We start from the raw sequence: 22,720 nt of genomic DNA on the forward strand, positions 1-22,720 counted from the left end.
TTATTCTTCATTTCCTAAAAATTGTTTTTCGTATAAATTCTTATAAAAACCATCTTTTGCTAAAAGCTCTTGATGACTTCCTTCTTCCATCACACGACCTTGATCGAGCACAATAATCTTATCGGCACGTTGTATCGTTGATAATCGGTGAGCAATAACAATAGAAGTTCTTCCTACGGTCAGTTTCTCTGTGGCTTTTTGAATCATTTCCTCGCTTTCATTGTCCACACTTGAAGTTGCTTCATCTAAAATTAAAATGTGAGGATTATAAACATAAGCACGAATAAAAGCAAGTAATTGTTGTTGACCTGTCGACAACACACCACCACGTTCACCGATTTCATAATCGTAATTATTGGGTAACTTCATAATGAATTGATGCGCCCCAACTGCTTTTGCAGCTTCAACAACTTGTTCTCTTGAAATGTTCTTATCTCCTAGCGTTATGTTTTGCATAATGGTGTCAGAGAATAAAAACACATCTTGAAGAACAATAGATATATTTTTTCTTAGATAAGTCAAATCAAGGTCACGAATATCGGTGTTTCCTATTGTGATGGTTCCTTTTTGGTACTCATAAAAGCGTGATAACAAGTTTACAATGGAAGATTTCCCGGCTCCTGTTGCCCCTACAAACGCAACTGTTTGGTTCGGTTCAATATTCAAATCAATGTCCTTTAACACCCAATCCTTATCCTGATAAGCAAACCAAACTTTACTAAATCGAATATTTTGTTGAAAATCTAACTCTTTAAGTTCACCAGCATCCTGAATTACCTCATCTCTATCTAAAGTTTTAAACACCCTTTCAGCTCGAACAACTCCTCTTTGAAGGATATTGAATTTATCAGCCAACTGACGAATTGGACGATATAACATGTTTACCCACAAGGTGAATTTAACAATTGTTCCAGTAGAATCTGCAGCCACCGAGAGTCCGCTAGTCAATGACCATGCACTAAAAACAATTAAGAAAGCAATTGATAAAGAGGTCAAGAATTCGACTACTGGAAAGAAAATCGAATTCGCCCAAATGGTATCAATATGTGCTTGTCGATGACGTGCATTAATAGCTGCAAAACGTTTCTGTTCAATTTTTTCACGGTTAAACAACTGTAGAATTGACATTCCAGTAAGGCGTTCTTGTACAAAAGTATTTAACCTATTGACCTCCACACTTTCTTTTTGATAAGCTTTTTTCATTGCTTTTGCAAATATTCTTGTGGCCACAAGGAGTAAAGGAATAGGCAACAATACAAAGAAAGTCAGCATTGAATTTGAATAAAACATCCAAACAACAATGGTTATAAGGATGATAATATCTTTGAACATATTGATCAATCCTTGCGAGAAAATTTCAGAAATGGCTTCTAAATCTGAAACGATTCTTGTTACCACCGACCCAATTGGAGTTTGATCGAAGTATTTCATATTGAAGGACATCATGTGGCCAAACAACTTAATACGAATATCTTTAATTACTGATTGTGCCAGCAAATTCGCAAAAAAGGTCGTCATAAATTGGAATACCGCTTCAATAACCAGCATTCCAATTACGATTAATGTCCACCACCAAAGCGCCTTTGCATCTTGATCTTTCACGATGTATTCGTCCACCATATCACCAATTATACTTGGGCGTAGTGGAGAAAGAACAGCCAATCCGATAGTAAAAATGAACGCAAGAAATAAATACTTTCTATACGGCTTTACATAAACGAACAATCGCTTAAGAATATAAAAATCGAATATGTTTTTTTTAACTTCAGCCATACTGCAAAAATAGCCTGACAGATGAGATTTCCATACTTTTTACTTATAATTTATATGAATAACAACAGAATCTACACTTCTGTTCAACGTCAATTCAAAAACAAGCGTTAACTTTGTGTTTTACAAAAGATAATATGTCAAATAAAAGAGGTGAAATAGAAGATTTGATTTTCGGAGTTCGTGCTGTAATAGAAGCAATTGACGCCAGAAAGGAAATCAACAAGATAATGATTCAGCGTGGAATGGACAAAGCGCTATTCAAAGAGTTAAAAGAGGCTTTGGCCAATAAAAAATACACTTTGCAATTTGTACCTGCTGAGAAGTTAAACAGATTAACACAAAAGAATCATCAAGGGGTTATTGCATTTATTTCTCCAGTAATTTATCATGAGTTATCGGATGTTCTTTCAGATGTTTTTGAACGTGGAGATATACCTAACATTTTAGTTTTGGACAGAATTACAGATGTTAGAAACTTTGGTGCGATTGCAAGAACGGCAGAATGTTCTGGAGTTCATGCGATTCTTATTCCAGATAAAAACTCTGCATTAATCACTAGTGATTCAATCAAAACTTCTTCTGGAGCACTCCACAAGATACCTGTTTGTAAAACAAGAGATTTAGAAGAATCTGTGGCTTTCCTTAAAGAATCAGGTTTACGTGTGGTTGCATGTACAGAAAAAACACATGACTTTGTATTTGATGTAACATTAAGTGGTCCAACAGCAATCATTATGGGTTCTGAAGAAGATGGTATTTCACAAGCCTTATTAAATTTGGCACATCAGCGTGCAAAAATTCCACTTCTTGGAACCATATCTTCGTACAATGTTGGAGTTTCAGCAGGAATTGTTTTGTATGAAAAAATGAGACAAATGATATTGAGTTAAACAATTGACGAAATGATAAAAGGCCGGGGATGAATATTCTCGGTTTTTTTTATTTTTAAGAGAATATCTTCTACACACTTAGGGTGAAAGTAGTTTCAATCGCTTTTTGAAAAGCGTTAACGGTTCGCGCAAAGCTTTGCAACATTCTATTTTGATTGAAATATGCTCTTCGTGTTAGAACCCTATAAAATTGTAGCTTTATTTTATTCCCAAAATCAATGGAGGAACTTCTTCTAAATGTTCAACACGTTCAATGGTTGCATTGCTTTCGAATTTCTTTTCAGGATCGAACAAAACACCACGAATACCAGCATTTTCTGCACCAATCACATCTGCTTTAAAATCATCTCCAATCATAATGGACTCATTAGCTTTCGCTTTTGTACGGCTTAAAGCACCTTGAAAAACAAGCGGATGTGGTTTTGTCACTCCCACTTCTTCACTGCACAGAATATCATCAAAAAAATGAATAATCCCACTGTTTTCAAGTTTCGTAAACTGCACTTCTTTAAAACCATTGGTTATTATGTGCAAGCGGTAATTGTTGTTTTTTAAGTCCGTTAAAACCTCTTTCGTTGAAGGAAAAAGATGAGTTTGGTAGGGAGAAATTTGTAAGTAACGCTCCCCCATTGTTTTCCCCAGTTTGTCGTCATTCACCTCAAAACTTTTTAAGGTATCTACAAATCGACCATTTCTCAATTGGGTTTTATCTATTTTTCCAGCGCCATAATCATTCCAGTAACGGGCATTTACATCCCTATAGACCTTTAGAAATTCTTCAAAAGAAGCAGAATAATTATTCAACTTTAATTCTTCATACAAAACACGTAATGCGCTTTCAGAATTCTTATCAAAATCCCAAAGGGTTCTGTCTAAATCAAAAAACACATCTTTTATAATATTCATAGCATCAAATCTTTTATGAAATACGTTCCTCCGGTAATAAGGAAGCAATCTAGGGTAAGAAACAAGATGATCAGCGGAAATGTTTTGCGTTTGTGCTTATAAAACTTAGCGACAATAATTGAACCTAAAGGAATTGACAAGAAAAGTGGAAAGGCCCAACATGTAAAGTAAATCCCAACCTTTCCTTTTAAATAGATAATACGCCTATTCATTTTGGTGAACTTTTTCTTCACTGGAACTGTTTTCCCTTTTCGTTCTGCTTTTCTCACACGTCGGGCATGTCTTTTTACAGAAAGTTGCATAAAATAATTACTGGCAAAGTAAAAAATGGTTGCTGAAATATACCCTCCAATTGAACAAGCAATAAAGGTTTCCAAGAAAGTTAAGTCTGCTGCTGGTCCCGCTATGGGAGCAAACATAAATTTCCAAGTACTAAAAAGTGTAAAGCTTATGTAAGTCCACATCTATATCCTATACTTTTTCTCCAAATGCAAGATCTCCGGCATCCCCCAGACCAGGAACAATATATGCTTGAGCAGTCAACTCTAGGTCTACAGCACCTACCCATATTTTGGTAGATTTAGGCACTTTTTTCTCAATAAAATTCAGGCCTTCTTCTGTGGCAATTCCAAAAACCAAATGAATTTGCTTGGGTGTTCCGTACCTTTTTAACACCTGATAAACAGCAGCTAAGGAATTACCAGTAGCCAGCATTGGGTCACTAATAATTAAAACCTTACCATCTAAACTTGGCGAGGCACAATATTCTACTTCAATTTCAAATTCATCCTTAGATGTATGTTTTCTAAAAGCACTGACAAAAGCCGAATCTGCCTTATCAAAATAATTCAAGAGTCCTTGGTGCATGGGTATACCTGCACGTAAAATGGTAGCCAATACAATTTCATCATCGCATGTATTCATCATTGCTTCTCCGAGTGGAGTAGTGATTTCTTTTTCCGAATACTTTAAAGTTTTAGAGAGCTCATAGGCCATTATCTCTGCGATACGCTCTAAATTTTTGCGGAAACGAAGGCGGTCTTTCTGTACTCTCGCATCACGAATTTCAGACAGAAACTGATTAAAAATCGAATTGGTTTTTGAAAAATTAGTTATCATGGTTGCAAATTTAGCTCTAAAATACCATGTTCTTATGAAATGAAAGGGTTAATCTTGATTTATTTATTCGACATGAATTAAAATCTATTCCGATCCCCTCTATCAAACCCGAATTGTTTTAATAAGATTTTTCCATCTCTGATCTCAAAGATTTCAGAAATAGAGAAGTGACAATCGATTGGTATTGACGTAGAAAAAAAGAAGAGGGTAGAATGTTTAGAATGACTCGATTGGTTCAACCTCTACTCGTTTGAATTCGAAGGGCACATTAACCACACAAGAGAAGTCGAATCCAGCCTCCTTCATTTCAACATCTTCTTTGGTGTATTTCCAGACTACAACAACATCATGTCCTTTTTCAAACAAATCATTCATTTTATGCAATAAGAATAAAATTTGCTTTGAGGTTGAGATGTTGAAATACTCCATATTGAACACCAATTCTGTTCTCGTATTCGGTGCAGATGAATAAGCATAGAACCACTTCAAAACTGGAGCCCAAAATTCATCCGCAGGTTGAGGAATAGCTCTCCCTTGAATCAACATTATTCCTGATTCCGAGTTAAAGTTAATATATGGCGTATTGGCGGTTGCCGCTTTTTCTAAAACTTCCATTCACATTTACAATATCAAGTCCACAATATCATAATTATTTTGTGTCTTTCCAGCCCTTTCATAAAAAACAGAACGAAGATATAGATGAATTGATTCTTTACAAGGATTAAGCGCTGTTTTTATTAGATAAATAGCTAAAAACCTTAAATACCGCTTCTTTTTCAATATTCCCCAGCTGAAAACCAGCCTCCAAAAACGCCTTATCTAACTCTTTTTCAAAGTAATACGACACACTCCCTATCATATGTACCTTAAATTTTAAATTTAAAGGCTGTAAGGCAGTTGTACAGAAATCTATAAATGAACGATTTAAAATTTTCTGAATCACAATTTCAGAACGAAATTTATGCGCAATTTTAGTCAATCCAGCAACAAACATTCTTCCATCCGATTCATAAATGCGATGCAGGACAGGCTTATGTTCAAAATAAGCATCAATTTCTTGTACGATTAAAAAAGGTAATTCTTTTCTAAAGTATGATTGAAGCAGACGCTTACCGATATCGAATCCGCTTCCTTCATCTCCGAGCATATAGCCTAGACCTGAAGTTTGCTGAACGATTTTATGGCCATCAAAATGAGCGGCAACCGCTCCTGTCCCCAGAATCCCTATAACCCCCTCGGTATCGCCTAAATGGGCTACACAAGCTGCATAAATATCTGTTTCCACTTGTTGAACAAGCAGCGAGAATTTTTCTAAAAAACGGATGACTTTATTTTTGGCTTCATTACTTTCACAACCTGCGCCAAAAAAATAAACTGAACTACCTTGGAGTTGTTCCACTTCGATCAAATCTGAAATAACCTTCAGTTTACTGTTTGATAATTCTTGGGGATGCAAACCAACAGTCGTAATTGACTTTTGTTGTCCCGAAATATCATGAAAAACCCAAGTAGATTTTGTTCCACCGCTTTCAACAACTATCATTTAATTGTGTTTTAATACCAGTCGAATCGGTAGCCAAGGTTAAATGAAACAGACAAAGGTGAAATGTCATTTCCTAGAATCGCATAAGGATCGTACAATCTTGTAATTACTTCTAAGCCCATATCAAACATCAAAGCACCACGAATAGGAAGTTGGTATTTCACGCCTATTGTCCCTCCAAAAGCGAATAACAATGAATATTGTGGGCTTAGACCTGTTAATGGCTGCGGTGGATAATCTGCAGTTTCATAATCTTTGATATCATATTGACTATCCATACGGTAATCTGCGCTATAAGAACTCAGAATTCCTTTAATGTGTCCCCCAGCAAAAACTGCAAACCCTATGTCATATTGATTAAAAAGGTAGTAGCGTGTTCCCCCATCAACTGCAAAGTAAGATGTTTTAGCAATTAAATCAGCGTCTGCTAAGGAAGGAGTCACCCCTGGTTTCCCAGAAACAGATGTTTCACTTACATTTTTTACAGGCAACATATAAGCGGCACGCACAAACAAAGTATTTTCAGGAGTTCGGGGTACTTCTAGAAAAATATTTCCTCCTATTCTATTAACGGGCAAATTTATACCATGAAAAGTACTTACCCCTCCACCCAATGAAAATTGAGCCACACTCACATTTGTTGTTGCGGTGAGTAAAAAAATCAATAATCCTATCCAATATCTTTTATCCATTTCGGTTTACTTTTTAACGTTCTTTTAAATACAGGACAACTTTCTGAATGAGCGCCTTTTAAATAGCTTGTACTCATCAAAAATTCTTCCACAATCTTTTCTCCGGTAAATTTAAAATATTTTTTAAACAACCTCGTCCACTCTTTATGTGAATACCCTAGGTGTTCATCTAACCATAAATTAAAACTACCATATTTTTTTTGAATCTCAATAACTTTTTGAGCATTATAAATCACTGCTTCGATTTTCCTCTTGTTTCGTACTATTCCAGCATTGTTCATTAACTCCTCAATCTTCTCCTCACCGTATTGCGCAATTTTATTTACCTGAAAATCATCAAAAGCCGACTTGAAATTTTCTTCTTTTTTCAATATTAAAGACCAACTCAATCCCGCCTGATTAATTTCAAGAATTAAACGTCCAAATAATTCATCATCGCTTGTTGTTGGAAAACCATACCGTTGATCATGATATTTTTTATCTAAATTGTTTTCGTTTAAATCTTTTGTAAATTCGCAATAATTCATTACTTAACTAACGTATGAATGAACAAAAAAGTTGTAAAAAAGCAATAAAAAATGGCAAATATTTTTGAATTCAATGGTTTCAAACCAGTTGTACATCCTTCAAGCTTTGTACACCCCAATGCCACTGTAACAGGGAATGTAATCATAGGTAAAGACGTTTATATTGGTCCAGGTGCTGCTATTCGTGGTGATTGGGGGAAAATTGTAATCAAGGATGGCTGCAACGTACAAGAAAACTGTACAATTCATATGTTTCCAGGCACTACAGTTACACTACATGAAGGGGCGCACATTGGCCATGGAGCAATTGTTCATGGAGGAATCATCGGAGCCAATTCTTTGATAGGAATGAATACGGTAATTATGGACGATGCCGTTATTGGTGAAGAATGTATTATTGGAGCATTGAGTTTTGTTCCAGCCAAAATGAACATTCCAAAAAGAAGCTTAGTGATTGGTAATCCTGCTCGCGTAATCAAGGAAGTCAGTCAAGAAATGATTGACTGGAAAACCAAAGGAACCGCACTTTACCAAGCGCTTCCAGGGGAATGTTATGCAACACTTAAACCGTGTGAACCCTTAACAGCGGAAGAAGAAAACAGACCCAGTCAGGAGCGTATGTACAGCACTTGGGAGAAGATTAAATCCAAGTAATTTTGGAGACTTCTCAGCTTCTCATCTATCAATCCTTCTTATAGGCCAAGAATGCTTTTTCTGCTGGATAAGCGTTAAATGTCCCACTTGCTTTTGCCACCAACACATCATCTTGATTGATTACAGAAGCCTCAACATACAACAAGCGTTTTCCTGCGGAAATGACCTTTCCAATTGAAACCAAGTGATCTCCCATTCTCACAGGTTTTAGGTAATTCACTTGCAACTCAACAGTGCTTACCACATTCTGATTTTTCCCAGCGATGGTCAGTGCTGCAACACCAAGAGTCCCGTCTATCAGCCCTGCAATTACACCACCATGAGCCGCGATTGGAGTAGCCAAATGTTTCTCTTTAATCTCAAGCGTGTATTTCACTTCACCTTCCTTTAAAACTTCAAGTTCCATCTCTAGTAGAGCACCAAATTTGTTGGACTCTTTATACATTGTCAATACCCTTTCGTCAATCATTTTTCTCAAAATTTTCTACAAAAGTAAGCTTATTCAAGTAAAAAAGGAGAAAAGACTTAACTTTGAACAAGCAAAGTATTATGAAAACTGTTAAATATGAAGTTTTTTAAACGCAACAAAAAATACAAAGGTGATTCGACCAAAAAACCGGCATCAAAGCTAAAGGTAAAACCTTTTGAATACCATCCGAAGATCATTTTAGCATGGGCCAAAGGAATTGAAGGCAACAGCGACCTTTTGAACTATCTTCTTGAGCATGATTATAAGGAATTGGTTATGGCTTCACACGCCATTCATTTGAGGGATAAAGCTAGAGACTGGCTAATGGAAAACGGATATCCACACATCATGGCTATGATTAATGCTGCCGAAGGGAATAAACAAGCTTTACAATGGTTGAGAATGAACAACTTTACTTTATTTTACAACATGGCTTTGGCCATAGATGGTCATGACGAAGGATTTAAATGGATCAATCAAAACAGCACACAAGAATACTTTTACCTCACGAAAATAATCAAGGACGTTAAAGATGGAATTGAAGAAGGTCACAATGACATTCATAAAAGAAGCAGAGATTAGTGTGAATACAGATGAGTTGAGTATTTTTGTAGAAAATTAAACGCCTTGGAGAAATTAGTGAACATACATGATGCAGCAGAAGGCCTAAAAGCGGGGAAAACCTTGCTTTATCCTACGGATACCGTTTGGGGACTAGGTTGTGATGCTACAAATGAAGAAGCAATAAAGCAGTTGGAGCAAATTAAAAATCGTCCAGAAGACAAATCTTTTATTCTTCTTGTAGATAGTGTTGCAATGTTAGAAAGGTATGTTACTGATTTTCCAGATGTGATTTATGATCTAATAGACTTTGCTGTTCAACCACTGACCATTATCTATGATCGACCAATTAATTTACCTGAGGCGATTTTAGCAGAAGATGGAACCATTGCCATTCGCGTAACAGAAGATATGAATTGCAAGAAACTCATTCAACGGTTGAGAAAACCCTTAGTTTCTACGAGTGCTAATCTATCTGGAAAAGCTACACCGGGGAATTATGCTGAAATAAGTGGAACTATTAAATCATCAGTAGATTTAATACTCAATGAGCGTTTAAATGAAAATATGCGAACCCCTTCTTCTATTGTAAAAGTAGGAAGTGACCACCGCGTTAAAGTAATTCGATAGAATATGAAATTTGAAGATATAAAACTTACTAAGCCGCTCTTAAACGCGCTGAATGAACAAGGAATCACTGAAATGACTCCCATTCAAGAGAAGGCCATTCCTAAAGTATTGGCTGGTACAGATGTAATTGGTATTGCGCAAACAGGAACGGGAAAAACATTGGCTTACTTACTGCCTATTTTAAGAGATTTGAAATTCACAGAATCTAAACATCCGCGTGTTTTGGTACTGGTTCCAACAAGAGAATTGGCCGTCCAGGTCGCTTCAGAGGTTGAGAAACTCACCGAATATATGTCTACCCGAACGATTGCTGTTTATGGTGGTACGAACATCAACACACAGAAAAAAGCTGTATATGCCGGTTGTGATATTATCATTGGAACGCCTGGTCGACTTTACGACATTGCCATGACAGGACTTTTGAGGCTCAAAGACATCAAAAAAGTTGTCATTGACGAATGTGATGAAATGTTAAGTCTTGGATTCAGACCACAAATTCAACGCATATTTGATTTACTTCCTACGAAGCGTCAAAACCTTTTGTTTTCCGCTACCATTACAGAAGATGTAGATGAACTAGTGGCCACGTTCTTTAGAAAAACCGAAAGAATTATCGCTGCACCAACAGGAACTCCACTACAAAAAATCAATCAAGTAGCTTATCAAGCCCACAACTTCAATACAAAATACAATTTATTGAAGCACTTGTTGACAGAAGACAAGAGCATTGAAAAAGTATTTATTTTTGTTCAATCTAGGGTTTATGCAGATATTCTATTCAAAAAAATAGAAGAAGACTTCCCAGAGCAGTACGGTATCATTCACAGTAACAAGTCCCAGAACTTCCGTCTAAGAATGGTTCGTGAATTCAAAGAAAACCAATTGAAAGGAATAGTTGCAACCGACTTAGTTGCCCGTGGTATTGACATAGACAACGTGAGTCACGTGATCAACTTTGACTTGCCAGATCAGAGAGAAAATTACATTCATCGAATTGGACGTACAGGACGTGCACAATCAGAAGGGAACACCATTTCCTTTATCATGGAAGACGACCAAAAGATGTTTGAAGAGATTCAAGACTTCATGAAACTATCTATTGAATACACGCCATTCCCAGAAGGTGTTGAAGCAACAACAAAATTAATTCCTTTGGAAGAGGCTCCAGATTTAAACGACGCCCCTTCACTACTCAACCCAAAACACTCAGTAGGAGAAGGTTCAAAAGACGCTGTTTCACAAAAACCAGTCAAAAGAAACATTCGACCGATTGAAAAAAAGATAGAAAGGAAAAAATCTCGTAAGAATAAACGTAAAAAGTAGAACAAAAACTCTCCTAATTTGTATATTACGGAGTTAGTTTATAGAATTGAAAAAGGCGCGCTGTCGGGTTTACAAAATAAAACTCGCCAATTAGTCAAGAGAATATTATAGAATTATGACCACATTTTTATTTGTTACACTTGCTTCATTCTTGTTTGCGCTGCTCCTATTTGGAATAGGACAACAAACGTTTAAACGAATGACGTGGTTTGCATCCCTTCTTCCCATTTCATTATTTATCTACTTTTCGACTTTTGCGAAAGGAGTTATGAATGGAGAAATTTTTAACTTTTTCACTTCTTGGGTTCCCTCTTTGGGGATTAATTTAGACTTCCGACTCGATAATTTAGCCCTTTTATTTACATTGCTGATCACAGGAATAGGTAGTATTGTATTTCTGTACACTTCTCAATATTTAAAAGGACACCCGAAGCTCATGCGTTTTTACGTATTCCTTTCGGTGTTTATGGGAGCAATGATTGGTTTGGTCACTTCCAACAACATCCTTACGCTATTCATATTCTGGGAATTAACCAGTATCAGTTCTTTTTTCCTCATTAGTTTTAACAACACCGAGAAAGCTTCTAGAAAATCGGCCATTATTGCCCTTACAATCACTGGACTAGGTGGTCTTGCCTTATTGGCATTTGGAGTTTTGGCCGGTCAAATGACGGGAACTTATTCCATCTCGGAAATGCTTCAATCCCCAGAAGCTTTTGCCAGTCATGAGTACACAGGCTACCTTTTACTGTTCTTATTCTTAGCTACTTTCACAAAGTCTGCTCAGTTTCCCTTTCATTTTTGGTTGCCTGGAGCAATGAAAGCCCCAACACCAGTATCCACTTATCTGCATTCTGCAACCATGGTAAAAGCGGGTATTTATTTATTATTGCGTTTTACACCACACTTTGAAGCCAACCCACAATACTTCAACATCATGTTGATTGTAGGTGGAGTTACAATGCTTTACGCAGCCATTAACACCTTATTCAAAACAGATTTAAAAGGGATTCTTGCCTATTCAACCATTGGCGCTTTGGGTATCATTGTGTTCTTAATCGGTATTGGGACCAGCGCTTCAATCACTGCAGCTATTGTTTTCATAGTTGTTCACGCATTGTATAAAGCCAGTTTATTTTTGGTTACCGGAACAATTGATCATCAAGCAGGAACAAGAGACATCACTCAATTGGCAGGATTAAGAAAAGTGTTACTCCCATTATCCATTGCTGGAATTATTGCTGCTTTATCAAGTGGAGGCTTCCCTCCTACAGTTGGTTTTCTTGGAAAAGACTTAATTTATGAAGCAACACTACATGGAAGCATAAGCCCTGCTCTATTAACAACACTTGCTGTAATTACGAATATATTTATGGTATTCGCAGGATTACTTGTAGGGGTAAAACCATTCACTGGAAAACTACCTGAAGCATTAGGACCGATAAAAAAACCTCATTTTATATTGTGGTTTATGCCTATGATTTTAGCCGCTTTAAGTTTGTTATTCGGATTGTTTCCGAGCATGGTGCAAAGTTTATTTACAAATAACATCACTCCATTATTAACAGGTGAAAACAGTCCACATTTGGCCATATGGCATGGATTCAACCTGATTTTATTGCTGAGTGGTATAACCTTAGTCTTTGGACTAGGCTTATATTTCCTTTGGAAACCAAGTCACCAAAAAGAAGGTGCAATTGCTAAAATCGAAGGCTATGCTCCTAAGGCCATCGCTTTACAATTCGCAAATTTATTTCAAAAAACATCCTATTTTTTAACCCGTACATTCCAAAATGGGTATTTACGCCGTTATGTAATGATTATTTTGGTTTTGTTGACCATTGTTTTCGGAATACACATCTTCATTAATCCACGAATATTCCTTTCTTTAACAGAAATAAAATCATTGAATTGGAACGAGATTGTGGTGCTCTTAATGATGTTGATTTCCATTTTATTTACTGTTTTTACAAAATCACGATTAACAGCAATTGCTGGAATGGGCGTTTTAGGTTATACCATGTGTTTAATCTTCATTTTTTATGGTGCTCCTGATTTAGCAATGACACAATTCTCTATTGACACATTAACCGTTATTTTATTTGTACTGGTGCTGTATCGTTTGCCAAAATATTTGAACCTATCCAACAAAACCAATCGCATTAGAGATGCAATTGTAGCGACATCTTTCGGAACATTCTTGGCCTTTACAATTATTGAAATTATGAATGAGAATCCGGTAAAAGGAGTCACTCAATACTATGCAGAAAATGCTTATACACTGGCCAAAGGTAAAAACGTGGTGAACGTGATATTGGTTGACTTCCGTGGATTTGACACCATGATTGAAGTAGCAGTGCTTGCCATTGCTGCAATTGGAGTATTTGGATTATTAAAGTTATACCTTAAAAAACACGAGAAATAATATGAACAGTCTGATTTTAAATACCATTTCGAAAACATTACTGCCTTTATTGGTTTTGTTTTCTGTCTTCGTTTTATTGCGTGGACACTATTTGCCAGGAGGAGGGTTTGTTGGAGGACTCATTGCAGCAATTGCTTTTATTCTTCATGCTTTTGCAAATGGATTAAACGAAACCAAAAAAATCTTGCGTATTCACCCAGGATTTTTAATTCCCATAGGATTGCTGATTGCTACATTAAGTGCAATAGCTCCTATGATTATCACTGGAGAACCACTCATGACAGGATTATGGTATGAGAAAGACATTCCGATTCTTGGTAAAATAGGAAGCGCATTGTTCTTTGATGCCGGAGTATATTTTGTTGTGATAGGCGTTTGTTTAACCATCATATTCACGATCTCAGAAAGCGTTTAACAATTATGGAAATACTTTTAGCGATAATGACAGGAATACTCTACGCTGCAGGAATCTATTTGATTTTGCGTCGTAGTTTAGTCAAATTAATTATAGGAATCGTCATCCTTGGAAACGGAGTTAACCTTCTTATTTTCCTCATGGGTGGACTTGTCAAAGGTCGTCCACCACTTATTCCAGAAGATGCCAGCGCACTTGAAGGGATATTTGCAGACCCGGTACCTCAAGCCTTAATCTTAACAGCAATTGTAATTAGTTTTGGTTTACAATCTTTTGCTATTGTCTTGATTAAGCGTGCTTATAAAGTCTTGAAAACAGACGATATTGATACAATGAATAAAACAGACGACATCACATGAGCGAACATTTAACTATATATCCGATTATTGTCCATTTGTTGACTGCAATTTTATTGTTGTTATCCTGGATGAACCCAAAGGTTCAGCGCTACATCAGTATTATAGGAAGTATTGTTGGAATCATCGTTGGTGGACTGCTTTTCAGTCAGGTATGGACAGAAGGAATTCAAAGCGTTCAGCTCGGTAATTGGAAAGCTCCATTTGGAATTACAATGGTTGCAGATACATTTGCCGTGACTTTAATTGTGCTGACCAACATTGTTGCTTTAGCCGTTTCCATTATTTCTACGCGCAACATGGTTTCCTCTCGTTTGAAATTTGGCTACTATGCAATTTTCCACTTTTTAATCATGGGGCTCAGCGGGGCTTTCATTACTGGAGATTTATTCAGTCTATACGTTTGGTTTGAAGTCATTATAATTTCTTCCTTCGTATTGTTAACCATTGGTGGACGTAACATTCAAATTGAAGGAGCCGTAAAATACTTCACACTGAACATGCTCTCCTCCATTATATTCTTAACTGGAATAGCAATGGTTTATGGAGTCACAGGTTCATTGAATATGGCTGAACTGTCTAGAATTATACCTGAAATTGAGAATCAAGGGTTGGTGCACACCATCTCATTAATCTTCTTTATCGGTTTTGGTGTAAAATCAGGAGTTTTCCCTCTGTATTTTTGGCTTCCAGCTTCTTACCACACACCGCCTGCTGCAGTTTCAGCATTGTTTGCTGGACTCTTAACGAAGGTCGGAATCTACGCCATGATTCGTGTATTTACATTGATATTTCCATTGGGTGAAATCAACCAAATGATTTTAATGGTAGTTGCAGGCTTCACCATATTCTTTGGAGGAATTGGAGCACTCGTTCAGAAGGACATTCAAAGAATCTTTTCTTACCTCATCATTTGTCATATCGGATTTATGGTTGGAGGTCTAAGCTTATTTACTGAAGTAGCAATCGTAGGTGCAGTAATGTATATGTTCCATGATATCATTGTGAAAGCAACACTATTTTTAATCGGTGGAGTAATGTACCGTATTTTTGGAAGCACAAGACTGTATGACATGGGCGGATTAATGGATAATTATCCTCGACTTTCATTTCTTTTTGCAATCCCTATGTTTGCCCTGGTTGGAGTTCCTCCTTTATCTGGATTCTGGCCAAAGGTTTCTTTATTTATGGCGAGTTACACCCAAGGAGAAATGTTTTTACTGATCATGTTTATATTCGCAAGTTTAATCACCCTTGTGATCATTGCTAAAATATGGAACAGCACTTTCTCTAAAAAACCTGTAGAAAGAGAAAAAAGAAAAGCATTTAAATATTTTGAAAAATTCAGTTTTGCAGAAAAAGCCGCATATATCGTACCTATCATTATTTTGGTAGGAGTGACGTTATACTACAGTTTCTTTGCAGAGCATTTCCAAGTCATTTCAGAACGCATTGGAAAAGAATTGATGAACACAGAACATTATTATAATGCTGTTTTTGGAATTAAAGAAGAGACAAAACTATGAGAGTTCAATTTTTATTAAATATCTTATTGGCTGTTGTTTGGGTGTTCTTAACAGGAACAGTTAATGCAACCAACTTTGCTTTTGGATTTATCCTGAGTTACTTAGTCCTTTGGTTGATTAGCAGCAATGATGACAAGAGGAAGTATTTTGTCATTGGTCCGCGTATCATTGGTTTTGCATTTTACTTTTTATATGAATTAGTAAAAGCCAACCTACAAGTTGCAGCTGATGTAGTGACACCAAAGTTTTACATGGAACCAGGAATTATTAAGTATCCATTAGATGCAAAAACAGATTTAGAAATTACTTTGTTGGCCAATGTAATCACATTAACACCAGGAACCCTGAGCCTTGATGTTTCAGATGATAGAAAAGTATTGTATATCCATGCCATGTATGTCAGTGATAAAGATGAGTTTATCGACAGCATTAAAAATGGATTTGAAAAACGAATTTTGAAAATAGTCCGATGAATTTAGAAGATTTTTTAGCATATATCATACTTCCCATATTGAGCACCTCTACTCTTTTGGTATTTATTCGCTTTCTTATGGGACCCAGTTTATCTGACCGTGTGGTTTCGCTTGACTTATTGATTACTATTGGTATTTCGATTATCGCAGTGTACAGCATTGTAACCAATCGTCCATCCTTTTTGGACATCGCAATGATTTTTGCCTTAATTGCTTTCTTAAGCACTGTAGCGTTCTCGTATTACCTTGAAAAAAGAAAGAAAAATGAATGATATTATAATAATGGTGATTATTTCACTGGGAACTTTATTTATTCTCCTTGCTGCAATTGGACTGGTGCGAATGCCTGACTTATACCTAAGAATGTCTGTTACCACAAAAGCAGCAACTTTAGGTGTTGGATTAATCCTTATCGGATTGGCACTTCACTATATGGAAACTTCTATTACAACGCGAGTGATTGCGATTATTGTTTTCCTTCTATTAACGGCCCCCATTAGTGCACACGTAATTGGTAGAGCGTCATATTTCATTGGTGTTCCCATGTGGAAAAAGACAAAAATTGATGATCTTGAAGGAATGTACAATACCAAAACTCATGAGTTAAAAAGTGGTTTCGAAGAGGAACCAGAACCTGAAGCAGAAGACTAGTGTTTTAATGGTGCATTGTGAATGTTGAATTACTGGCGTCCGATATAAATTTTTCGATTATTCTTCAGCCTTTATCTATTCTGTACTATGGCTTGTTTTGCGATTTTAAGGGCTTAGATTTGAGGAAAAGTATGTTCGTGGCGTTTGGGATTCCACAGCGAAAATGAGTTTTCAAGTGGAATTGCATTTCTTTGAAAAAGAACCGAGCTTGCGAGCTCATGACTTCCTTTGAAAAGAAAATATTTGAATAAATATAGCATGGAACTTTAGAAAATCTCATGGTGCGAAGCATTCGCCTTGGAATTCCATTGATTTTTTTGTTTCGTTTTTTTATCAAGAAAAAAATGAAAAAGACATAGGAGATAGAGCGAAACTTTTGTTTTTGGGGTAAAGCCTTTTTAATCGGACGAAAGTGAATGTTGAATTATCACTTTTTGAAATGTAATTCAAACATTGTAATACACAACACGAATTGAAAATATAGCGCAACAAGGACTAAATTCAATTCGATTTAGCTTTTTATTAGAATGACTTTATGAACTCAATTCATCATTATTTACTTCTCCCAGTAAAGTGCTCCATCGTTTTATAAATTCCCATTACACTACCTGCGAACCAATCAAACATTTTAATGGGCATGATCGCTTGTCCAAAACGCGTCACTCGGTAAATCCAACCCGGCAAGGTCACCATTACCTTTTTCTTTTCAATAGCTTTTATAATAGACAATGCCGCAGCTTCTGGTTTTAACAATGGTATTTTAGACCTTACTCCATCAAACATTCCTGTGGTAATATAATAAGGCATTATTGTGGTAAACTGAACATTCTTGTTGAGTTGCTTCATCTCCAAGCGCAAACTATCGGACCAACCAATCAAGGACCATTTACTTGCTGCGTATACCGACATTTTTGGATTAGAAATCAATCCTCCTGAGGAAGCAATATTACAGACAACACCTTCATTTTGATCCATCATCCCCTGAAGAAATTCGTGGGTAATCAACATTGGAGCGTTGGCGTTTATTTCTGTAGTTGCCAAAATTTCTTTTGTGGAATGCTCATGAAAATATTTTCCAACAATAATTCCCGCATTGTTAATCAAAAGATCAATAGTTCCTATTTCTGTCTTGACCTTTTCGGCAGTGGATTTAATTTGTTCTGGCTGAGCAACATCTACAACATAACCTGAAATCTTTCCTAAAGCTTTAAACTCATCAATGACTTGTTCTATCCCACTTGGGTTGATGTCCCAAAGTACAATTTCTGCACCTCTTTCCAGCAAAAGTCTGGTCATGATTTTCCCAATTCCGGAGGCTCCTCCAGTGATTAATGCTATTTTATTTTTAAAGTCTTTCATGAATTTAATCTTTACCCAAGTGAATTAACGTTCTAATGATTGAAAAGTTAAAGTTAACAACTACCACCTATAATGTCCGGTGATGGTGTATTTAAAAAGTATGTCTTCTGCAACTTGACCAGCTCCGATATTATGCACAATAAGCGGTCTTTTTCCATCGCTGGTTTTCCTATCGACAACAATTCCAATGTGGACCATTCCCCTTCCTAGGTTCCAAGTTACAATATCACCTGGTAAATAATCTTTTGGGTCTTTGGATAAAGGAAGTGATGCGCCTTTTCTTTCAAAGTACTTCATCAAGTTAGGCACACGCCTATGGTCAATATTTCGGTCTGTTTTGGTAAGCCCCCAATTTTTAGGATAAACCGAAAAGTGGGCGCGCATATCTTCGTGTACCTCTTTTTGTAAATCAATGTCCAACATTCGGTAGGCACGAATAACAACATCTGTACACACCCCTTTATCACTTGGTACATCGCCATTGGGATAAGGAATAGAATAATAACTTGGATCGTAAACAACATCTTGTTTTGTTAATTCCATTGCAGCATCTGCTAACTTTTGTCCTGACTGACTGTAGCCTTGCGCAACAACAAACAAGCAAGTCAATATGCTTAATATAAATTTCATCTATAAATTGTTTTATTCAGTTCCCTTTCGAACAACAAAGCAAAGCACTCTCTCCATTTTGTATATTCTACCTGTACCACCCAAAAGAGCTGAGAAGCACATTTACTTTATTTTAAAATATTAAATGCATTAGTACAATAGCAAACTCAATTTCTATTGATCAATTCTAATAAATTTACCTTCTTTGGTAAACTCAAGCTCAATTCCATTGTCTAATTCAACTTCTTGCTTATTTCTGTCTAGCTTCCATTCAACAATTGAATTTTCAGCGTAATTTGACTTTACATACTTTAAAATAGAACTTGGAATAACACTATCTGGTAACTTTGTGGAACCATCGACTTCTATAATCTCGTTTTTTCCATTAAATTCTAGCTCAACTCCGTTGTCTAATTTTAATTCATGATGAACCCCTAATAAAGTCTCTTCTTTTTTGGCTTTTATCACTTTTGCATTCGGAAAATGTTTACTCATGTACTTTTTGATTTCTTTGGGCAGATCAGCAGCTGAAATTATTTCATCTTTATAAATCTTAGAGTGGTTATTTGCTAAATCATTTGATGAAATAGTTACCCCTTCATTAATCGCCTCTTCTGTTTTTTCAATTTGAACGTTTTGTGCGAATACAACACCACTTCCTAAGAGAAGAGTGAAAACAGTACCTGATACAATCTTGTTAAAATGCTTTTTCATAGTTTTATTTTTTATTGAATAAATTAACTAATCCAATATCGTTATTAAATATTGAAAATCAAAAGGTTTATATCCAATAAAAGTTAAGGAAAATCGATGGTGACATTTTTAGTTCTTAATTCTACTTGTAGATTAAATACGCTTTTCTCATCGCTTTAAAGGCATCCAAATCATCTTTCCATGACGCTCTAATTTCTGCTTCAGATTTTCCTGCTATGATTTGCTTTCTTAACTCATCTGTACCTGCAAGAATATCAAACCAACGGTTCTTAGTAATAAAGAAGTCCGGTGACTCCATTGCCTTATAAGCTTCAATTAACCATTGGATCTCGAAGGCTTTGATTCTTGTCGTATCTGCATAAGCTCTTAGGTCACGTCCATAACATTCTTGATTTTGAAGCTTTGGATTTTTAGCCCCATAGCTCGACACAGGTTTAAAACGATATTCAAACCCAGGTTTCCCTTTTAAATCTGGATGTCCAAAAACTTCAAATGGTCGTTCTGTACCACGCCCCACACTCAGACTCGTCCCTTCAAACAAGCACAAACCAGGGTACAGTTGAATGGCCGCATCACTTCTTAAATTCGGTGAAGGCGAAACCGGTAGGGAATAAGGCCTATCCCTTTCATAATTCAAACAAGAAATTACCGTTAATTCACATTGAACTTCATTTTTCAACCACTTCTCTCCGTTGATCATCTGCGCTATTTCTCCTACAGTCATCCCATGCACAATAGGAATAGGGTGCATCCCTACAAACGATTCATATCCTTTTTTTCTGACAGGACCATCAACATAGTGTCCGTTTGGATTTGGACGATCCAAAACCACCACCGGAATATTATTTTCTGCAGCTGCCTCCATAATATAATGCAATGTTGAAATATAAGTATAAAACCTTGCGCCAACATCTTGCAAGTCAAACACTAAAACATCTATTCCTTCTAATTGTGCATTGCTCGGTTTCTTATTGTTTCCATAAATGGACACGATAGGTAATCCTGTTTTAGCATCTTTATCAGAAGCAACATGTTCACCTGCATCGGCATCTCCACGAAATCCGTGTTCAGGAGAAAAGACTTTAACTAATTGTATACCTGTTGCCAAAAGGGTGTCCACCAAATGAACTTCGCCAACCCTACTCGTTTGATTACCTACTAATCCAATATTTTTATCACCTAAAATTAATTTTAACGCATCTAATTGTTCAGCACCGACGACGATGGGATTTTCTTTTGTATCTTCAGTAATTTGTTCGGTATTTATTTTCGTTGGCTCTTGGGCAGGAAAATTACTTTGACAAGAAGTGAGGAAAAACACTAAAAAACTTTTCAGGAACAGACGCATTGAGTACATTAGCAAGCATTTTAAGATATTGTGAATAAAATATATTACATAGCAAAGAAAATCCACAAAGGGAAGGGCGAAGATAAAAAAGTTTCTCAACCCATTACGCGAATCGCACGATTGAGTATCATTCTTGCTATGGCTATTAATATCATCACCCTGGCCGTTGTCACAGGATTTCAGAACGAAGTCAAAGATAAGGTAATTGGTTTTGGTTCCCATGCAACAATTGTTAAAGCTGGTGAAAATTCAACATTTGAATCTGCTCCAATTATTTTTAACGATTCACTTTCACAAGCTGTAAAAGCATTAAAAGGCGTTAAAAACATTCAACCTTTTGCTTACAAGCCCGCTCTTTTACAATCAGACGCCGACACCAATCACTATCAAATCAACAACATAGACACCTTTCAAGTACAACAAGAAATTCATGGAATTATCATGAAAGGAGTTGGTGCTACTTACGATTGGACTTTCTTCGAATCTCATCTTGTGGAAGGTGTTGTTCCCAATGTGAAAGATACAATACCACACGACGAAGTCATCGTTTCTGCCCAAGTTGCAAAAAATTTAAGCATTGAAGTTGGAGACGATGTAAATGTATTTTTCGTAAAGGCCACGCCAGTTAAATTGAAATACAAGGTCACCGGAATTTTTAAAACAGGACTTCAGGAGTTTGACGAGCAAGTTGTCATTGGCGACATGCGTAACGTTCAAAAACTTAACGATTGGGGAATTCAAACAGCGATTAGGGTAGCAGACACCGTCACCAGTGATGGACAATTCGTTATTTATGCAGATGCCCGTGGAGGAAATGGAAACTACCGACATGATTGGGGAAAAGGTTTTGAAAACGCAAGAGGATTTACCTATTGTGATGCTAAAGACACTGTTATTCGCCTCATCACTTCTGACTACAACATGTTTATTGACGGATTCGGAGAATTGAATTCCATACCTGACACAGCTTATTTAAAAGTTAGCGTAGAAGGCAACAAGAGAATGCCTTGTTTTCCAAAGCACATGGAGATGGACCAGTTTAAGAAAACCTTTTTGAATGCATCAGGGACTCAATTTGCGGTAGATTTAAAAGGAGGAAAACGCGTAACATTTGAATACACCGACGGAAAAGGAAGTCACCAGAATTATATTGGAGGATATGAAGTCGAAGTTGATGACTTTAGCCAACTCGAGGAAATCACTGCCAACATCAAACGTGCAATATATTATCAAGACAACGAAGATCAAATCGAATATCGGGTAAGAACTATTTCCGAAGATCAGCAAGAGATATTCATTTGGTTGGATTTTTTAAACCTAAATGTCATCATTATATTAGTGTTAATGTTACTCATCAGTACAATCAACATGGGATCTGGATTGTTGGTTTTAATCATCACGAAAACCCAACTGATCGGTTTATTAAAAGCCATTGGAACGACCAATTGGGACATCCGTAAATTATTCTTGTATCAGGCAGTCTTCATCATTCTCCGAGGAGTTATTATTGGAAATGTGATTGGAATAGGATTGTGTTTGCTTCAACAGTATTTCACCATCATTCCTTTGAACCCTGAGGTTTATTATTTAGATGCTGTGCCAGTTGAATTGAACTTGTGGCACATTGTCTTTTTAAATATTGGAACCGTTGTTCTCTGTACCGCAGCATTGATTGTTCCTTCTTATGTGGTCACAAGGATTTCTCCCATAAAAGCCTTGAAGTTTGATTAACACCAAGAATTATAATAATCAAAACA

Annotated in this window: 26 protein-coding genes; 13 read left to right on the forward strand and 13 right to left on the reverse strand. The window is 36.5% G+C overall.

Annotation, left to right across the window (positions count from 1 at the left end):
• Positions 1-1,773, reverse strand: coding sequence for an ABC transporter ATP-binding protein (locus ACN0U3_RS03250; RefSeq protein WP_417265129.1), 1,773 nt, complete (start codon positions 1,771-1,773; stop codon positions 1-3).
• A 134-nt stretch (positions 1,774-1,907) separates the two neighbouring features.
• Here ACN0U3_RS03250 and rlmB point away from each other — a divergent pair, with 134 nt between their 5' ends.
• Positions 1,908-2,663 carry a 23S rRNA (guanosine(2251)-2'-O)-methyltransferase RlmB gene (rlmB, locus tag ACN0U3_RS03255; protein WP_299203540.1) on the forward strand — a complete coding sequence of 252 codons (756 nt, stop codon included), beginning with the start codon at positions 1,908-1,910 and terminating at the stop codon, positions 2,661-2,663.
• Positions 2,664-2,861: 198 nt separating this feature from the next.
• Here rlmB and ACN0U3_RS03260 read toward each other — a convergent pair whose 3' ends face one another.
• The 7 genes from ACN0U3_RS03260 to ACN0U3_RS03290 all read right to left on the reverse strand — a co-directional run bounded on the left by ACN0U3_RS03260 (position 2,862) and on the right by ACN0U3_RS03290 (position 7,450).
• A complete protein-coding gene (locus tag ACN0U3_RS03260; RefSeq protein ID WP_299203543.1) occupies positions 2,862-3,569 on the reverse strand; it encodes a YjjG family noncanonical pyrimidine nucleotidase in 708 nt (235 codons plus the stop codon).
• Positions 3,566-3,988 carry a hypothetical protein gene (locus ACN0U3_RS03265; protein WP_417265130.1) on the reverse strand — a complete coding sequence of 141 codons (423 nt, stop codon included), beginning with the start codon at positions 3,986-3,988 and terminating at the stop codon, positions 3,566-3,568. The genes ACN0U3_RS03260 and ACN0U3_RS03265 overlap by 4 nt, the downstream gene beginning before the upstream one ends.
• Positions 3,989-4,040: 52 nt before the next feature.
• The gene (gene upp / locus ACN0U3_RS03270) at positions 4,041-4,688 is read right to left on the reverse strand and encodes a uracil phosphoribosyltransferase (RefSeq protein ID WP_417265131.1); all 648 of its coding nucleotides are present in this window, start codon (positions 4,686-4,688) and stop codon (positions 4,041-4,043) included.
• Between the two features lie 216 nt (positions 4,689-4,904).
• Positions 4,905-5,303: a DUF1987 domain-containing protein gene (locus ACN0U3_RS03275; protein WP_299203552.1), complete on the reverse strand. Its 399-nt coding sequence runs from the start codon at positions 5,301-5,303 to the stop codon at positions 4,905-4,907.
• 106 nt (positions 5,304-5,409) lie between these two features.
• Positions 5,410-6,231 carry a hypothetical protein gene (locus ACN0U3_RS03280; protein ID WP_417265132.1) on the reverse strand — a complete coding sequence of 274 codons (822 nt, stop codon included), beginning with the start codon at positions 6,229-6,231 and terminating at the stop codon, positions 5,410-5,412.
• A gap of 11 nt (positions 6,232-6,242) precedes the next feature.
• Complete coding sequence (locus ACN0U3_RS03285; RefSeq protein WP_417265133.1) at positions 6,243-6,923, reverse strand: hypothetical protein; 681 nt, start codon at positions 6,921-6,923, stop codon at positions 6,243-6,245.
• Entirely contained in the window at positions 6,902-7,450 is a 549-nt protein-coding gene (locus ACN0U3_RS03290) for a DNA-3-methyladenine glycosylase I (protein ID WP_417265134.1), read from the reverse strand. The genes ACN0U3_RS03285 and ACN0U3_RS03290 overlap by 22 nt, the downstream gene beginning before the upstream one ends.
• Positions 7,451-7,501: 51 nt before the next feature.
• Here ACN0U3_RS03290 and ACN0U3_RS03295 point away from each other — a divergent pair, with 51 nt between their 5' ends.
• Positions 7,502-8,104 carry a transferase hexapeptide repeat family protein gene (locus ACN0U3_RS03295; RefSeq protein ID WP_417265135.1) on the forward strand — a complete coding sequence of 201 codons (603 nt, stop codon included), beginning with the start codon at positions 7,502-7,504 and terminating at the stop codon, positions 8,102-8,104.
• A 28-nt stretch (positions 8,105-8,132) separates the two neighbouring features.
• Here the strand turns inward: ACN0U3_RS03295 and ACN0U3_RS03300 are convergent, their stop codons facing one another.
• Positions 8,133-8,573 (reverse strand): PaaI family thioesterase, encoded by a 441-nt coding sequence (locus ACN0U3_RS03300; protein WP_417265232.1) that lies wholly within the window; start codon positions 8,571-8,573, stop codon positions 8,133-8,135.
• Between the two features lie 96 nt (positions 8,574-8,669).
• Between ACN0U3_RS03300 and ACN0U3_RS03305 the strand changes: the two genes are divergently transcribed.
• The 10 genes from ACN0U3_RS03305 to mnhG all read left to right on the forward strand — a co-directional run bounded on the left by ACN0U3_RS03305 (position 8,670) and on the right by mnhG (position 16,933).
• Positions 8,670-9,155, forward strand: a complete 486-nt coding sequence (locus ACN0U3_RS03305) for a hypothetical protein (RefSeq protein WP_299203570.1) — start codon at positions 8,670-8,672, stop codon at positions 9,153-9,155.
• A 45-nt stretch (positions 9,156-9,200) separates the two neighbouring features.
• Positions 9,201-9,764 (forward strand): L-threonylcarbamoyladenylate synthase, encoded by a 564-nt coding sequence (locus ACN0U3_RS03310; RefSeq protein ID WP_417265136.1) that lies wholly within the window; start codon positions 9,201-9,203, stop codon positions 9,762-9,764.
• Positions 9,765-9,767: 3 nt separating this feature from the next.
• Positions 9,768-11,087, forward strand: coding sequence for a DEAD/DEAH box helicase (locus ACN0U3_RS03315; RefSeq protein ID WP_299203576.1), 1,320 nt, complete (start codon positions 9,768-9,770; stop codon positions 11,085-11,087).
• A gap of 115 nt (positions 11,088-11,202) precedes the next feature.
• Positions 11,203-13,512, forward strand: a complete 2,310-nt coding sequence (gene mbhE / locus ACN0U3_RS03320; RefSeq protein ID WP_417265137.1) for a hydrogen gas-evolving membrane-bound hydrogenase subunit E — start codon at positions 11,203-11,205, stop codon at positions 13,510-13,512.
• Position 13,513: 1 nt separating this feature from the next.
• Positions 13,514-13,927, forward strand: coding sequence for a Na+/H+ antiporter subunit B (locus ACN0U3_RS03325; protein ID WP_417265138.1), 414 nt, complete (start codon positions 13,514-13,516; stop codon positions 13,925-13,927).
• Positions 13,928-13,932: 5 nt separating this feature from the next.
• Complete coding sequence (locus ACN0U3_RS03330) at positions 13,933-14,286, forward strand: Na+/H+ antiporter subunit C (RefSeq protein WP_417265139.1); 354 nt, start codon at positions 13,933-13,935, stop codon at positions 14,284-14,286.
• A complete protein-coding gene (locus ACN0U3_RS03335) occupies positions 14,283-15,809 on the forward strand; it encodes a complex I subunit 5 family protein (RefSeq protein ID WP_299203590.1) in 1,527 nt (508 codons plus the stop codon). Before ACN0U3_RS03330 ends, ACN0U3_RS03335 begins: the two co-directional genes overlap by 4 nt.
• Positions 15,806-16,282, forward strand: coding sequence for a Na+/H+ antiporter subunit E (locus ACN0U3_RS03340; protein ID WP_417265140.1), 477 nt, complete (start codon positions 15,806-15,808; stop codon positions 16,280-16,282). The genes ACN0U3_RS03335 and ACN0U3_RS03340 overlap by 4 nt, the downstream gene beginning before the upstream one ends.
• Entirely contained in the window at positions 16,279-16,554 is a 276-nt protein-coding gene (locus tag ACN0U3_RS03345) for a cation:proton antiporter (RefSeq protein ID WP_417265141.1), read from the forward strand. Before ACN0U3_RS03340 ends, ACN0U3_RS03345 begins: the two co-directional genes overlap by 4 nt.
• Positions 16,547-16,933, forward strand: a complete 387-nt coding sequence (gene mnhG / locus ACN0U3_RS03350; RefSeq protein WP_299203599.1) for a monovalent cation/H(+) antiporter subunit G — start codon at positions 16,547-16,549, stop codon at positions 16,931-16,933. Before ACN0U3_RS03345 ends, mnhG begins: the two co-directional genes overlap by 8 nt.
• 552 nt (positions 16,934-17,485) lie before the next feature.
• Here the strand turns inward: mnhG and ACN0U3_RS03355 are convergent.
• The 4 genes from ACN0U3_RS03355 to ACN0U3_RS03370 all read right to left on the reverse strand — a co-directional run bounded on the left by ACN0U3_RS03355 (position 17,486) and on the right by ACN0U3_RS03370 (position 20,972).
• Entirely contained in the window at positions 17,486-18,292 is an 807-nt protein-coding gene (locus ACN0U3_RS03355) for an SDR family oxidoreductase (protein WP_417265142.1), read from the reverse strand.
• A 60-nt stretch (positions 18,293-18,352) separates the two neighbouring features.
• Positions 18,353-18,922: a DUF1287 domain-containing protein gene (locus ACN0U3_RS03360; protein WP_299203605.1), complete on the reverse strand. Its 570-nt coding sequence runs from the start codon at positions 18,920-18,922 to the stop codon at positions 18,353-18,355.
• A 153-nt stretch (positions 18,923-19,075) separates the two neighbouring features.
• Positions 19,076-19,615 carry a PepSY-like domain-containing protein gene (locus tag ACN0U3_RS03365; protein WP_417265143.1) on the reverse strand — a complete coding sequence of 180 codons (540 nt, stop codon included), beginning with the start codon at positions 19,613-19,615 and terminating at the stop codon, positions 19,076-19,078.
• Between the two features lie 121 nt (positions 19,616-19,736).
• The gene (locus ACN0U3_RS03370) at positions 19,737-20,972 is read right to left on the reverse strand and encodes an exo-beta-N-acetylmuramidase NamZ domain-containing protein (RefSeq protein WP_417265144.1); all 1,236 of its coding nucleotides are present in this window, start codon (positions 20,970-20,972) and stop codon (positions 19,737-19,739) included.
• A gap of 21 nt (positions 20,973-20,993) precedes the next feature.
• Between ACN0U3_RS03370 and ACN0U3_RS03375 the strand changes: the two genes are divergently transcribed.
• Positions 20,994-22,694 (forward strand): ABC transporter permease, encoded by a 1,701-nt coding sequence (locus ACN0U3_RS03375; RefSeq protein WP_417265145.1) that lies wholly within the window; start codon positions 20,994-20,996, stop codon positions 22,692-22,694.
• Positions 22,695-22,720 lie beyond the last annotated feature (26 nt).

Origin of the sequence: Brumimicrobium sp., from assembly GCF_048268645.1 — a bacterium.
GTDB lineage: Bacteria > Bacteroidota > Bacteroidia > Flavobacteriales_D > Crocinitomicaceae > Brumimicrobium > Brumimicrobium ulvae.

Coding starts and splice junctions, on each gene's coding strand:
- ACN0U3_RS03250 (WP_417265129.1), bottom strand. CDS start 1,773: ATGGCTGAAGTTAAAAAAAACATATTCGATTTTTATATTCTTAAGCGA.
- rlmB (WP_299203540.1), top strand. CDS start 1,908: ATGTCAAATAAAAGAGGTGAAATAGAAGATTTGATTTTCGGAGTTCGT.
- ACN0U3_RS03260 (WP_299203543.1), bottom strand. CDS start 3,569: ATGAATATTATAAAAGATGTGTTTTTTGATTTAGACAGAACCCTTTGG.
- ACN0U3_RS03265 (WP_417265130.1), bottom strand. CDS start 3,988: ATGTTTGCTCCCATAGCGGGACCAGCAGCAGACTTAACTTTCTTGGAA.
- upp (WP_417265131.1), bottom strand. CDS start 4,688: ATGATAACTAATTTTTCAAAAACCAATTCGATTTTTAATCAGTTTCTG.
- ACN0U3_RS03275 (WP_299203552.1), bottom strand. CDS start 5,303: ATGGAAGTTTTAGAAAAAGCGGCAACCGCCAATACGCCATATATTAAC.
- ACN0U3_RS03280 (WP_417265132.1), bottom strand. CDS start 6,231: ATGATAGTTGTTGAAAGCGGTGGAACAAAATCTACTTGGGTTTTTCAT.
- ACN0U3_RS03285 (WP_417265133.1), bottom strand. CDS start 6,923: ATGGATAAAAGATATTGGATAGGATTATTGATTTTTTTACTCACCGCA.
- ACN0U3_RS03290 (WP_417265134.1), bottom strand. CDS start 7,450: ATGAATTATTGCGAATTTACAAAAGATTTAAACGAAAACAATTTAGAT.
- ACN0U3_RS03295 (WP_417265135.1), top strand. CDS start 7,502: ATGGCAAATATTTTTGAATTCAATGGTTTCAAACCAGTTGTACATCCT.
- ACN0U3_RS03300 (WP_417265232.1), bottom strand. CDS start 8,573: ATGATTGACGAAAGGGTATTGACAATGTATAAAGAGTCCAACAAATTT.
- ACN0U3_RS03305 (WP_299203570.1), top strand. CDS start 8,670: ATGAAGTTTTTTAAACGCAACAAAAAATACAAAGGTGATTCGACCAAA.
- ACN0U3_RS03315 (WP_299203576.1), top strand. CDS start 9,768: ATGAAATTTGAAGATATAAAACTTACTAAGCCGCTCTTAAACGCGCTG.
- mbhE (WP_417265137.1), top strand. CDS start 11,203: ATGACCACATTTTTATTTGTTACACTTGCTTCATTCTTGTTTGCGCTG.
- ACN0U3_RS03325 (WP_417265138.1), top strand. CDS start 13,514: ATGAACAGTCTGATTTTAAATACCATTTCGAAAACATTACTGCCTTTA.
- ACN0U3_RS03330 (WP_417265139.1), top strand. CDS start 13,933: ATGGAAATACTTTTAGCGATAATGACAGGAATACTCTACGCTGCAGGA.
- ACN0U3_RS03335 (WP_299203590.1), top strand. CDS start 14,283: ATGAGCGAACATTTAACTATATATCCGATTATTGTCCATTTGTTGACT.
- ACN0U3_RS03340 (WP_417265140.1), top strand. CDS start 15,806: ATGAGAGTTCAATTTTTATTAAATATCTTATTGGCTGTTGTTTGGGTG.
- ACN0U3_RS03345 (WP_417265141.1), top strand. CDS start 16,279: ATGAATTTAGAAGATTTTTTAGCATATATCATACTTCCCATATTGAGC.
- mnhG (WP_299203599.1), top strand. CDS start 16,547: ATGAATGATATTATAATAATGGTGATTATTTCACTGGGAACTTTATTT.
- ACN0U3_RS03355 (WP_417265142.1), bottom strand. CDS start 18,292: ATGAAAGACTTTAAAAATAAAATAGCATTAATCACTGGAGGAGCCTCC.
- ACN0U3_RS03360 (WP_299203605.1), bottom strand. CDS start 18,922: ATGAAATTTATATTAAGCATATTGACTTGCTTGTTTGTTGTTGCGCAA.
- ACN0U3_RS03365 (WP_417265143.1), bottom strand. CDS start 19,615: ATGAAAAAGCATTTTAACAAGATTGTATCAGGTACTGTTTTCACTCTT.
- ACN0U3_RS03370 (WP_417265144.1), bottom strand. CDS start 20,972: ATGTACTCAATGCGTCTGTTCCTGAAAAGTTTTTTAGTGTTTTTCCTC.